At 48.3% G+C, this 12,294-nt stretch carries 11 protein-coding genes; 3 read left to right on the top strand and 8 right to left on the bottom strand.

Translation table 11 applies throughout. From position 1 onward, the window contains the following. Window positions 1–3: 3 nt before the first annotated feature. Together panC and EOE67_RS00675 are read left to right on the top strand one after the other, a co-directional pair. Window positions 4–846: a pantoate--beta-alanine ligase gene (panC, locus tag EOE67_RS00670; RefSeq protein ID WP_127697138.1), complete on the top strand. Its 843-nt coding sequence runs from the start codon at window positions 4–6 to the stop codon at window positions 844–846. 126 nt (window positions 847–972) lie between these two features. Next, entirely contained in the window at window positions 973–1,347 is a 375-nt protein-coding gene (locus EOE67_RS00675; protein WP_068067310.1) for a hypothetical protein, read from the top strand. Between the two features lie 13 nt (window positions 1,348–1,360). On the opposite strand, the gene EOE67_RS00680 is transcribed toward EOE67_RS00675, so the two are convergent. The 8 genes from EOE67_RS00680 to tyrS form a co-directional block, all read right to left on the bottom strand. Continuing rightward, window positions 1,361–3,967: a serine/threonine-protein kinase gene (locus EOE67_RS00680; RefSeq protein ID WP_164852174.1), complete on the bottom strand. Its 2,607-nt coding sequence runs from the start codon at window positions 3,965–3,967 to the stop codon at window positions 1,361–1,363. Window positions 3,968–4,042: 75 nt separating this feature from the next. After that, window positions 4,043–5,599: a diguanylate cyclase gene (locus EOE67_RS00685; RefSeq protein ID WP_127697140.1), complete on the bottom strand. Its 1,557-nt coding sequence runs from the start codon at window positions 5,597–5,599 to the stop codon at window positions 4,043–4,045. 175 nt (window positions 5,600–5,774) lie between these two features. Then, window positions 5,775–5,969: a type II toxin-antitoxin system antitoxin gene (locus tag EOE67_RS00690; protein WP_127697141.1), complete on the bottom strand. Its 195-nt coding sequence runs from the start codon at window positions 5,967–5,969 to the stop codon at window positions 5,775–5,777. 49 nt (window positions 5,970–6,018) lie between these two features. Beyond that, window positions 6,019–6,888 carry an SPFH domain-containing protein gene (locus EOE67_RS00695; RefSeq protein ID WP_164852175.1) on the bottom strand — a complete coding sequence of 290 codons (870 nt, stop codon included), beginning with the start codon at window positions 6,886–6,888 and terminating at the stop codon, window positions 6,019–6,021. Between the two features lie 157 nt (window positions 6,889–7,045). Next, a complete protein-coding gene (locus EOE67_RS00700) occupies window positions 7,046–7,525 on the bottom strand; it encodes a nuclear transport factor 2 family protein (RefSeq protein ID WP_127697142.1) in 480 nt (159 codons plus the stop codon). A gap of 33 nt (window positions 7,526–7,558) precedes the next feature. Beyond that, window positions 7,559–8,365: a type 1 glutamine amidotransferase domain-containing protein gene (locus tag EOE67_RS00705; RefSeq protein ID WP_164852176.1), complete on the bottom strand. Its 807-nt coding sequence runs from the start codon at window positions 8,363–8,365 to the stop codon at window positions 7,559–7,561. A 103-nt stretch (window positions 8,366–8,468) separates the two neighbouring features. Further along, window positions 8,469–9,512, bottom strand: a complete 1,044-nt coding sequence (locus EOE67_RS00710; protein WP_127697144.1) for an AraC family transcriptional regulator — start codon at window positions 9,510–9,512, stop codon at window positions 8,469–8,471. A 112-nt stretch (window positions 9,513–9,624) separates the two neighbouring features. Then, window positions 9,625–10,827 (bottom strand): tyrosine--tRNA ligase, encoded by a 1,203-nt coding sequence (gene tyrS / locus EOE67_RS00715; protein ID WP_127697145.1) that lies wholly within the window; start codon window positions 10,825–10,827, stop codon window positions 9,625–9,627. Between the two features lie 161 nt (window positions 10,828–10,988). Between tyrS and EOE67_RS00720 the strand changes: the two genes are divergently transcribed. After that, on the top strand, window positions 10,989–12,293 hold the full coding sequence (locus EOE67_RS00720) for a peptidoglycan DD-metalloendopeptidase family protein (protein WP_127697146.1): 1,305 nt from the start codon (window positions 10,989–10,991) through the stop codon (window positions 12,291–12,293). Window position 12,294: the final 1 nt, after the last annotated feature.

The following is a 12,294-nucleotide window of genomic DNA, read 5'->3' on the forward strand; positions in this document are numbered from 1 at the left end:
TTTATGCACATTATTTCTGAATTGTCTGAACTGCGCGCTACTGTTGCCAACTGGCGCCGTGCTGGTTTAAAAGTAGCTTTTGTACCAACCATGGGTAATCTGCACGCTGGGCATTTTAAGCTGGTCGATGAAGCACGCAAGCTAGCCGATAAAGTCATCGTCAGTATTTTTGTCAATCCAATGCAGTTTGGTCCCTCTGAAGATCTGGCGAAATATCCACGCACCTTACAAGCTGACTGCGACGGTTTAACCGCGCATCAGGCGGATGCGGTGTTTACGCCAGCAGCAGCATTGATCTATCCAAGAGGCCTGGACACCCAAACTGCAGTGGAAGTGCCAAAAGTTGGTGATTTACATTGTGGCGCCAGCCGGCCAGGGCATTTTCGTGGTGTGGCGACTATCGTCACTAAGTTGTTTAATCTGGTGCAACCGGATGTGGCGCTGTTTGGCAAAAAAGACTATCAGCAACTGGCAGTGATCCGCCGCTTTACCGAAGACTTATCGTTTCCGATTGAAATTATTGGTGTGGATACCGAACGTGCTGCTGATGGTCTGGCACTGAGTTCCCGCAACGGCTATTTAACGCCGGAACTACGTGCCACCGCCCCACTGATTTATCAGCAATTGTTATGGCTACAACAACAAATCACCAGCGGTTTTGCCGATTTCCGCGCGCTGGAACAGCAAGTCGCAGCCACTTTACAACAAGCTGGTTTCCGGCCGGATTATGTGCATATCTGCGACCGGCAAAGCCTGGATCTAGCCGACAGTCACAACACGCCGTTGGTGATTTTACTGGCGGCTTATCTGGGAAATACTCGTCTAATTGATAATTTAGAAGTTTAAATCACAAATACTCAAAATCATTGAAGATGCGGGTAGGCAACGGTGGAACCGCGGCAAACTGCTTTTTTTCACAATGACACTTATCTAAGTGCATTATTCTGCTATTGACTGACAAGGAAATAAAAAATGGCGACACAAAGATTTACATTGGATGCTGACGGCAATATTGATTCAGCAGAAAGTTCAATCACAGTCCAAAAAGGAGAAGTGGTTACTTTTGAACTCGAAAATAACAGTGGTTTTCCGGTATTAGACTGGGGTTTATATTTTAATAATCCATTTAGCTATAACCAGAGTATGCGTTATTCCTTTGGCTCTACAGAGCACAATGGCAATCTTTATAGTGCGCAACAAACCGTTTGCACAGATACGGATACTGATAAAGTGGCCATGTATAATGCTTATGCCATTTATGTGTTGGTAGAAACACCTCAAGGCCAGCAACATATTTATCAGAAAGATCCGGAAATTATTGTTGAAGGCGGAGATATTATCATCTAAATACTATGGACTTTTAGGAGCCTGAAGTTGCATTTAGCAAATCAGGTTCCTGTCTTAATAAGACTTCGAACTCAGGCTCTTCTTGTATTGAATGTGTTGAATAACCTGCACTCATTGCTTTTTTGATTAAATCGATTGCTTTAGCTCTTTGCTGACAAATTTCTGCAATTTGCGCAGCCATAATAACGACCGAGTTGTCCGGATAGGCAATAGCGCTGTTTAAAAAACTCACTGCGGACTGACAGTTTGCAGATTTTGCCTGGTACAAAGCTAAGCGACTTTGCAATCTCAGACTTTCAGGCGAAGTTTTCAGACGTTGCTGAATTAAATTGATTGCTTGCTGATAGCTATGAACCGACTTCTCGTGCTGGCCTGCCCAGCGATATCCGTCTGCTAAATTGGCCCAAAATAATAGTTGTTTTGGGTTAAGTGCAACGGCTTGCTCAAAAAATTCGACTGATTCTGCATATTTTTTCTGATAAAAAAGCGCAGTTGCCACGTTTGAATAATTGTTGCCATTTGGCGCCATTTTTAAAGCTTTCTTAAAAGTATCCAGAGCACCTGCAACATCAGCCTGCGCAAACTGTACAGCGCCTAAAGTTTGCAAAATTTGATCATTTTCCGGGCTCAACAGACTGAGTTCTTTAAAAGATTCAATAGCTTTGATTAACTGACCCGTTCGATAATAAAAAGTCGCGAGTGCATTCAAATTAAACCAATTTTTCTGCATATCACGCGCCTTGGCAAAGGCATATTCTGCTTGCTGCAAATCACCAATGGCTTCATAGACTCTTGCTAAACCATGCCACAATAACGAATTGCCTTCTGAAACTTCCAAAGCTTTCAAATACAATGCGATAGCAGCTTTATGATCTGCTTTCTGACTCTGAATTTCCGCCAGCAATTGCAAGACATCAGCGTCTTCACCAAATTTCCTGGCCAAATCATCGCTGGTTTTGACTGCAAGTTCAAACCAGCGTTCGAAATCACGCAAGCGGGCAATTTTTAAATAAGCCCGATTTAATTCCACCCAGGCTGCTTTAAAATCCGGATTTAATTGCACGGCAGTTTGTAATTCCTGCACTGCTTTTTCGAGGTTTTCCTGATAATCAAACCGATACAACAGACTCAAACCCGTTAAATAATGCTGATAAGCCCGATCGTCAGTGGCACTGCCGCGGGATAATTGGCTGGTCAGTTTGTCCGGGAGCTGCCATTGTAATAACCCCAGCACCGCCGTGCGGATCTGCTGCTGAGCCTGATCCCAGCCGTTGAGTGTCAGATCCAGTTCAGTGCTGCGGATCACCCGGTTATTGCTGGCATTGACTAAGGCCAACCTCAGCCGGCGGGTGGCACCTAGATGTTGCATACTGCCTTGTAACACTAAATCAACAGCAAACTGGCGATGTAAATCAGCGACGCTGGGTTGCTGCAATTGACTGATTTCAGCTGCCGGGATCACCCAGTAATCCTGATTTTGTTCACCGAGCAGTGATAAGTCGTGGCTGAGGCTGAGGCTCAGACCTTTAATAAAACCGTCCAGCGCCGGATCTGCACCAATGTTTTCAAAAGGCAATAATGCCAGCGTCTGACCATCCCCCAGCACATCATCCCTGCCAACACTGGATTTCCCCAGATATAAGCTGCCAGCCAGAGTCAGGATCAACAACGGCACCCAAACAGCTTTCCGGGTCAGCGGATACAACCAACCGAGCCTGGCTCTTTGGCTGATGTCACGTTGTAACGGTTGTAATACCTGCAGTACTTGCTGCATTGATGCCGGCCGTGCCGCTGGGACTGCAGCCAGACAATGCCGGATCAGTTTTAATAAGGCTGGTGGTAAGGATGAAGGGGGCAGCTGCACTTCCCGATGGTCGTTGATGGCTTGCAAGGTTTGCGCAGCAGTTGCCTGTAAAAACGGATGTACGCCAAAGCAAAGCTGATACAGCATCACGCCAAAACTGAAGATATCGGATTGCACACTGGCCTGCGCATTCACTTCGGTTAATTCCGGAGCCAGATAAGGTAACGTCCCTTTGAGCGCGCCCTGGGTGGTGTGTTGCGACCAATCTGCGCCAGTGGCCGTTTTTATTGACGATATAGCTGCAGTTGCTGACAACTGTGGCAGCGACTGACGGCTGGCCATGCCAAAATCGAGTAACTTGATTTGCTGGTGCTTGCTCAGCACCATCACATTCGAAGGCTTTAAATCACGGTGGATCACGCCGGCCTGATGGGCACAATCGATGCCTTGCGCCATCTGAATCACCATATCCAGTAAATCCGGCAATGCAGGTTGACCAACGACTAACAATTGCTCCAGCGTCTGCCCTTCCAGCCATTCGGTGACAATATATTGCTGCTCACCGTAACGGGAAATGTCGTAGACCGTGACAATATTCGGATGTTGCAAGGACGACAATAATCGTGCTTCTTCCAGCTGCGTCTGTTGCTGTTGCAGCGCACCTGTGACTCGCAGCACTTTAATCGCCACAAAACGACAGAGACTGGCATCATAAGCGCGGTACACCACCCCCATCCCACCCTCACCGGCTTTTTCCAGTAACTGATAGGGAGCAAAAGGTTTTACAGTGGCAGAAGCAGCCAAATCAATCGCCAACGGCTGGCCACATTGCTGACAGTGGACGTCAAGCGGTGAGTTTTCTGAAAAACACTGGCTGCACTGCATCTTCAGTTAACGTTGTAGACTAAAACGCAGTAAATCCAGCGCAGTGTCCTGCTGCGGACTATGATTTGGCTGATAGACACACACTCGGTTTTTCCCCAGATGTTTAGCCTGATACATCGCCTGATCGGCACATTCAATAAAACGATACGCCAGGTTATGCAGCGGCAGATGGTAACAAGCCACGCCAATACTGGCCGTCACCTTCACGGCGGTGGTACCGGCTTTGAGTTGCAATTTGGCAATATCCTGGCGGATCCGCTCTGCATAAACAGTGGCACCTTCCAGTGCGGTGCCGGTCACCAACAGCACAAATTCTTCACCACCAAGCCGGCCGACCACATCACTGTTCCGTGCGACATCCTGTAACAACCGGCCGATCCGTTTGAGCACTTCATCACCCACCAAATGGCCGTGCTGATCGTTAATCTGTTTAAAATTATCGATATCCAGAAACAACAGACTACAAGGATGGCCATACCGTTTCGCCTGATCCATTGCCAGGGTGATTTGTTCTTCCATCATATTGCGGCTGTAGACACCGGTTAGATCATCAGTCAGCGCCCGACTCAGGCTGATGGCACTTTTCAGCGCCAGCGCCAATTGTTGCTGCAGCGTCTGCAAAAAGGTTTGCTGGACTGTGCTAAAGGCACCATGCTGTGTTTGATGGTCCAGATACAACACCGCCAGCACTTCATCACCATAAATCAGCGGCACCACCAGCAAGCTACAGCAGCCCGCTGGCACCGCCTTGGTTGCTAATCGGAAGGTCGATAATTGTTCGGTCTGATCGATAACCAGCAAGGCGCGTTGTTGATAACTGTGGCGTGCCAGCAACAAACTGAACTCCGTTTGCTCGGTCAGCTCAGGTTTGCTGATGGCTTCATACTGATAAACGGCATAACTTTGAAAACGTTGCTCACGGGGTTCAAACATCAGCACAAAACCGCGTTCTGCCCCCAATACATTGGCGATCAACGGCATCGCTTGTTGCAATAATGCCTGGTGTCCCTGAGTCTGATTCAGCAGCGTATTTAATTGTTGTAATAAGGTATTTTGTGCCGACCAGGTATCAGCCTGCTGCAGCACCTGCTGAAAATGCTGCTGCAATTGTTGTTGGTGTAAGACTAAACTCGTCGGATCCTGACTGACCTGGTGCAAAGCCAGTAAGCTTTGTTGTTGAATGTTCTCAAACTTTTGCTGCAGTTCGTGCAAAGCCCAGATTGCAAATTCCTGTTCCTGCAGATCTTCGTGCTGCAGTTTTAACTGTACTTTTTGCGTGCCAAACTGCAATTCAACGGTTTTGGCTAACAACATCGCTTTGCCTGGGATCAACAACTGTTGATCTAACAAAGTGCCAAAACGCGAACCGGTGTCTTTGATCATCACCCCTTGTGGTGTCAGCACAATCTCAGCATGCTGGCGCGACACACTGGCATCTTCCAACACGAGCTGATTGCCTGGCGCCCGGCCAATCGTTAGTGGCTGCTGATCAAGCTCCAGCCGTACCGACTTTTGCTCACCGGTCTCAGACCAGAATAACTCCAACACCAGGGGTTCGCTCATGTTGCAACTCTCTTCTCAGACATTTGGCCATCATAAATATAGTGCTTTTCACTATGTTCACGGCAACGTTCCGCGACAAAGTGAAAAGATTATCACAGCACCGTGCTTTGGAATAGCTGTGCGCGTGTGGCTGGGTTAGAAACAGACTTTTTGTGTCTGTTCCGGATCCCGGTTTTCAGCTTTGGTCATGTTGATCGTCTGGACGCAACGCTTCAGGCATCGATTTTTTTTGCCGGCCATTTTGTACTAAAGCTGCATGCAACAGATATTCAATCTGACCATTGACGCTGCGAAACTCATCATCGGCCCAGCGCTGAAGTGCCGCTAACATGGCCTCATCAAGTCGCAGCGCAAAGGCTTTTTTTGCCATTTTTCACCCCAGTTTTACCTCAATTCGGCAAACTTAATCATCGGCAGACTTAATAAATAGTGCCGGTATTTACCACCGGCTGCACGCTGTGGTCGCCGCAAAGCACCACCAGTAAATTACTGACCATCGCCGCTTTACGCTCTTCATCTAATTCCACCACACCTTTTTCGGCAAGCCGGTTCAGCGCCATTTCCACCATCCCAACGGCACCTTCAACGATTTGGGTACGAGCCATCACCACGGCGCGCGCTTGTTGGCGTTGTAACATGGCGCTGGCAATTTCCTGAGCATAAGCCAGGTGGCTAATGCGCGCTTCAATCACTTCAACACCGGCTTTTTGCACCCGGTTTTGAATTTCAGTGCGCATGAGGTCGGTAATTTCATCACCTGAACTACGCAAGCTGATTTCATGCTCGTGCTCTGCTTCATACGGGTAGCTGGACGCCAGATAACGCAGCGCGGCTTCACTTTGGATACTGACGAAGTTTTCATAGTCTTCGACTTCAAACACTGCTTCAGCGCTGTCGACCACTTTCCATACCACCACCGCAGCAATATCGACCGGATTACCGGCGTGATCGTTAACTTTAAGCTTGCTGCTTTCAAAGTTGCGGACCCGCAAACTGACTTTTTGCTTGCTGAAAAACGGGTTAGCCCAGCGCAAACCATTAACAAAATCAGTGCCGACATACTGACCAAACAGCTGTAACACTGCCGACTGATTCGGCTGCACCATATAAAAGCCAAACCAGCAGATAAAAGAACCGATGGCCCAGAGCAAGGCAATAATTTTCAGAAAACCAGGCAGCAGCAGTAAAGCTGCAATTGAAGCTAGTTGTGACGCCAGCAGAACCGACAACATGCCAAAACCTGATTTACTGCGGGCTGGCATTTCTTTATGAACGATTACATTACTCATAACTCACCTCAATGTGATATCAACTTGATATCACCTTAGATCAATTATTAAGCAAAGAAAAGAGGGCCGCTTAAAAATATGCATCACAGCAGAAGTTGCACGGTATGGGTATGGCCGACAAAAGACTCTTTATCGGCCATTTTTTGGGTTAGCTAATTTATTTAGCGGATTTTGGCGTACCACTCCAGGACTTACTGACCACTCGCCATTGGCCGTTGATTTTGGTCATGGCCAGATAGTCCACCCCAAGCCATTGCGGGTAATCCAGCATCACTTTCACCACGGCTCCGGTATCGGTGATATCCAAAATCTGGTACTTGCGGTGACGCTGGTCTTCATCCGGCGCCGGTTGAAATCCTTTGGCCCATTCTTCACCGGAAACACTGACAACTTTTTGTTGTTTGCCGGAATAGCCAACCACCACGGTGTCTTTTAGGATCACCTTAAAAGCCGTTGGCGCACTACCTTGTTCAAAGGCCTGCATCATGGTTTGCATGGTGGTGTCGATAGCGGCATATTCGGCGTGTAGCTGCAGCTGTGTGCTGGCCATGGCATAGCCACTCAGGCCCAAACTCAGACTCATGGCAATGCAGGTCTTAGAAACGGTTTTGCTGATGTTTTTAAAATTGGTGTTCATAGTTCAATTTTCCTTTTTGAATAAAATCAACCATTAGTTGTTCGCGGTGGTTGGTTGTTGCTTAAGAATTTGTACTACAGCACTGGCGACCAAAGGTGCTGACGGATAGTTCTGGCCTGTGACTAAACGGCCATCCACTTCGATGTAGGGTTTTTCGGGATCCGGTGCTTTAAACAGGCCACCATTGGCTTCAATGGTCTGACGCATCGGAAAAGGTAAGTGCTGAAAATAAGGCGCGGTTTTGTCTTCATAGTCTTCCGGGTAGCCGGTGACACGTTTACCTGCCAGCAAATACTGGCCGTTGCTGAGTTTGAGACGAACAATACCGGCAGTGCCATGGCAGACCGCCGAAATCACCCCATCGTTTTGCTCATAAATATGCCGCGAGATTTGTTGCAGCCGGACGTCATCCACCACCTGATACATGGCGTTGCTGCCACCAACGTAGTACACAGCGCGGTAACGGTTTGCATCAATCTGATCCGGCGTATGGGTGTTGGTGAGGCCAACCATAATGCGCTGGTCTTGCAGGCGCGCAGTTAAACGTTCGCCCAGCACTGAGGGGTCTATCGGCACGGTACCGCCATCCGGTGACACAAAGTCAACAGCATAACCGGCAGCATGAAAGGTATCCCAGGCATTGACTACTTCGCCAAAACTGATGCTGGCAGACAAGGTGGAATTGCCATGGAATTTGACGTTGGAGAGTACAAACAATACCCGACCGGCGGATGTTGTTTCTACGCCCGTTTTGGTTTCACTGGCTTGTGCTGGTGTAGTGTGTAATAGCCCGCTGAACAGCAGACAAAACAGCAGTTGATAACATTTTTTCCAAATCATCGATAAAAGCTCCATGGGTTAAAGGAGCCTTCAGCCTAAGTGAAAATGTTTGGAATCAATGTCTTGCTAGGGGTTTCCGTACTACGAAAAGCTGTTTTCGCAGTCAAATCACCTGTTCACGGGATAAATGACGCTCGCGAAACAGAGCCGGAGTACAGCCATTGGCTTTTTTAAAGGCGGCATAGAAAGTTGAGAGTGACTGAAAACCGGCGGCCTCGGCAATGGCTTCCAGTGTCTGGCCAGAAGGTTCCAGCAGCAGGCGTTCGGTTTCAGCAACCCGCAACCGGGCGACGTATTGTTTAAATGAGGTGCCATTGTTGTCATTCAGCAATTGCGATAAGCGCGCTTGCGGCAGACCCAACCGACGTGACAGCCGCGCAAGAGTCAGACCTGGATCCAGATAAAGCCGCTCCCGCGTCATTAAATCGGCCAGCGCCTGTAACTCGGTGGCAGCCTCAGCGGCCGGAATACGCCGATCTTGATACGGCTCAACCGGTGCCTGACCTTGCCGCCAGGCCCAGGCGACGGCCCCACATAGATAAAGCACAAAAGAAAACGACAAGGCTCCGACAATATAAGAGGTAAAACCTGAGGTGTAATACGCCAACCAGATCAGCCAAAGTCCGGTAGTGACCGCAAGCAGCAGGCGTCTGGCACTACCTGTCGGCAAACGATGGCGCTGCTGCATCAGCACAGCGGTACTGACGATGAGATAAAGCAACCACAACAAGTTGCCAGTCGTCACAATAGGTCCATGCCAGATCCTGGCGTGGTCAGCATAAGGCCACAGTAGATTCAGCGAAATAGCAATGACGGCCAGCATGCTGCCATGCCACAGCTCAAAACGCCCGAAAGCGGTGGAGTTACTCAGGCTGGTGCGGATAAAAAAATACAAAGATGGACCAATCAGCAAGCAGGCAGTCAATCCGGCTTGCATCACTAAAGCAGGCGTATCGGGCAGAAAAAAAAATGCCACCGATTTACCGGTACGGACACTGACCATCAAAATCAACACCGCCAGCGCACGCTGCGCCAGCGAAGTTTTACCGGAAAACCACAAATACAGTGCCAACGCCAGACCATTAAAAGCGCCCAGCGCCGAGAAGAAAAATAACAGGTGATCGCTTAACATATGTTGGCTTAGCATAGTTTCAACATCGGTAGTCCACTCCCAGGGACAAAAAATCGCTGCCGAATCATCCGGTTATTCGTGTTGATCTGTAAAGTGTTTTATCAACGTAGTTACAGATCAACATCACCTAAACCAACGTCACCTTAGCAAACTTGCGTTTGCCAACCTGGAAAATGGTGCTGGAACCTTTGGCGAATTCTAGTTTGCTGTCTTCCACTTTGGTGTCACCGTTGAGTTTCACTGCGCCTTGTTTAATCATCCGCAGCGCTTCTGAGGTGCTTTCGACCAGACCCGCTTCTTTTAAGAGCTGTGGTATGGCGATGGCGGCAGCTTCAATCGTCACTGTCACTTCCGGAATATCATCCGGCAAAGCGTTTTTGGAAAAACGTTGGGTGAAATCGGCGTGGGCAGCTTCGGCGGCGGCTTCATCATGGAAACGGGCAATAATTTCTTTTGCCAGTTCAATTTTGATATCACGCGGATTGCGACCTTCGGCGGCCTGTTGTTTCAGCATGGCGATGGCTTCCAGCGGCCGGAAGCTTAGTAAATCGTAATAACGCCACATTAAATCGTCGCTGACCGACATCATTTTGCCAAACATTTCGGTTGGGCTATCGGTAATGCCGATGTAGTTGCCCAGCGATTTTGACATTTTCTGCACGCCGTCGAGGCCTTCCAGCAACGGCACCATAATAATGGTCTGTGGCCGCTGGCCTTCGTCTTTTTGCAGTTCTCGGCCCATCAGCAGGTTAAAACGCTGATCAGTACCACCCATTTCGATATCGGCTTGCAGCGCAACTGAATCCCAGCCTTGCACTAATGGGTATAAAAATTCATGAATCGCGATCGATTGGTTATTGGCATAACGCTTTTTGAAATCGTCGCGCTCTAACATTCGGGCGACGGTTTGCCGGGCAGCGAGTTTGATCATGCCAGCAGCGCCTAACTTTTCCATCCACTCGGAGTTAAAAGCAATCCGGGTTTTTGCCGGATCCAGGATCTTAAATACCTGATCCTGGTACGTTTGGGCATTGGCTAACACGTCTTCGCGGGTTAATGGTTTGCGGGTGACATTTTTGCCGGTTGGATCACCAATCATGCCGGTGAAATCGCCAATCAAGAAAATAACTTCATGGCCGAGCTGCTGAAAAGTGCGTAATTTGTTGATTAAAACTGTGTGACCAAGGTGCAAATCCGGAGCTGTTGGATCAAAGCCAGCTTTAACTTTTAACGGTTTGCCTTCCTTTAATTTAGCAATCAGTTCTTCTTCTAATAACACCTCTTCACAACCACGCTTGATCTCGGCTAAGGCCTGTTGCCACTGCGTCATGCGTTACTCCTTCGGATAATTTTTCGCCTGAATTTATAAGCCCGCATTCTACTGCAACATTCCTTGCGATTAAACGCACAAAACTCTTGGATCTTGCAAAAAATCGTTATATGCTCATTTTTTACGTGGTTTCCCCCATAATAATAAGAGATGCGCCTTCTATGTTTTCATCTTTGCCCACTAAACATCGCTTAGTCATCGTTGGCTTAGCCTCATTATTGTCTGTACTGCTGTTGATCCCCTCAGATCCTGCCGAAGCTTCGAAAGACTCGGAAAAGAGCAGTTTAGAAATTGGTAAACGTTATAGTCTTGCAGTCCCCGTTGTTACCGACTCCTTAGTTCAAAACGCCGACAGCACCCTGCCACAAGAAGACAACTCATTAGAGTGGGTTTCGGTCGAAGTGAAAAAGGGTGATGTGTTAGGTGCAGTGTTCCGTAAAGCGAAAATTGATGCCGTGACCATGCAGGCTATTTTAGATTCTGGTAAAGACGCTAAAACCCTGACCCGCTTATTTCCAGGTGAACAACTCGAATTTGGCTTAGCGGCCGACGGTTCACTGCAAGAATTACGTTACACCATCAGCAACTTAAAGACTCTGCGGGTACAACGCACCGGCGACAACACTTTTGAATCACGTCAGTTGCAAAAAGAAATTGAAGTCCGTACCGAAGTGGTTGCAGGCGTCATCAGCGGCAGCTTCTGGAATTCGGCGATACGCGCTGGTTTATCTGAAGCGCAAATCCTTGATTTAGCAAACGTTTTTGGTTACGACATCGACTTCGCGTTAGACATTCATTCCGGTGATACCTTTAGTGTGATGTTTGAACGTAACTACGCTGAAGGTCAGTATATTGGTAACGGCGCTATTATTGCCGCCCAGTTCCAGAACCAGGGCCAGGTTTATCAGGCTGTTCGTCACACTGATGGCAACTTCTACAAGCCAGACGGTGGTGGCATGCGACAGGCCTTCTTACGTGCCCCGGTTAGCTTCCAGTATGTCAGCTCTAATTTTAATCCTCGTCGTTTACATCCGGTCCTTGGTAAAATCCGCGCCCACAACGGTGTTGATTATGTTGCCCCTGTTGGCACGCCAATCATGGCGGCTGGTGATGGTAAAGTGATTGATTCTGCGAAAAAAGGCGCCAACGGTAACTACGTGTTTATTCAGCATGCTAACAATATCGTGACCAAATACCTGCACTTATCCAAACGTGAAGTAAAACGTGGTGATAAAGTGAAACAAGGTGACATCATTGGCCGTTTAGGTGCAACCGGCCGTGTCACCGGCGCCCACTTGCATTATGAATTTGTGGTTGGCGGTGTGCACCGTAACCCAAGAACGGTAAAACTGCCGCAAGCCCATCCGTTGGAAGGCGTGGCGAAAGTAAAATTTGCCAGCAATGCCAAGCAGTTGATTGCTCAGCTGAAATCTCATGAACGTGTAGTACTGGCCTCAAACCAGTAAG

Source organism: Rheinheimera riviphila (assembly GCF_004005945.1).
Lineage (GTDB): Bacteria > Pseudomonadota > Gammaproteobacteria > Enterobacterales > Alteromonadaceae > Pararheinheimera > Pararheinheimera riviphila.

Bases quoted from the DNA above. Each gene is read 5' to 3' on its own strand.
- EOE67_RS00675 (WP_068067310.1), top strand. From the start codon at position 973: ATGGCGACACAAAGATTTACATTGGATGCTGACGGCAATATTGATTCA.
- EOE67_RS00690 (WP_127697141.1), bottom strand. From the start codon at position 5,969: ATGGCAAAAAAAGCCTTTGCGCTGCGACTTGATGAGGCCATGTTAGCG.
- EOE67_RS00710 (WP_127697144.1), bottom strand. From the start codon at position 9,512: ATGCTAAGCCAACATATGTTAAGCGATCACCTGTTATTTTTCTTCTCG.
- EOE67_RS00700 (WP_127697142.1), bottom strand. From the start codon at position 7,525: ATGAACACCAATTTTAAAAACATCAGCAAAACCGTTTCTAAGACCTGC.
- tyrS (WP_127697145.1), bottom strand. From the start codon at position 10,827: ATGACGCAGTGGCAACAGGCCTTAGCCGAGATCAAGCGTGGTTGTGAA.
- EOE67_RS00695 (WP_164852175.1), bottom strand. From the start codon at position 6,888: ATGAGTAATGTAATCGTTCATAAAGAAATGCCAGCCCGCAGTAAATCA.
- EOE67_RS00720 (WP_127697146.1), top strand. From the start codon at position 10,989: ATGTTTTCATCTTTGCCCACTAAACATCGCTTAGTCATCGTTGGCTTA.
- EOE67_RS00705 (WP_164852176.1), bottom strand. From the start codon at position 8,365: ATGATTTGGAAAAAATGTTATCAACTGCTGTTTTGTCTGCTGTTCAGC.
- EOE67_RS00685 (WP_127697140.1), bottom strand. From the start codon at position 5,599: ATGAGCGAACCCCTGGTGTTGGAGTTATTCTGGTCTGAGACCGGTGAG.
- panC (WP_127697138.1), top strand. From the start codon at position 4: ATGCACATTATTTCTGAATTGTCTGAACTGCGCGCTACTGTTGCCAAC.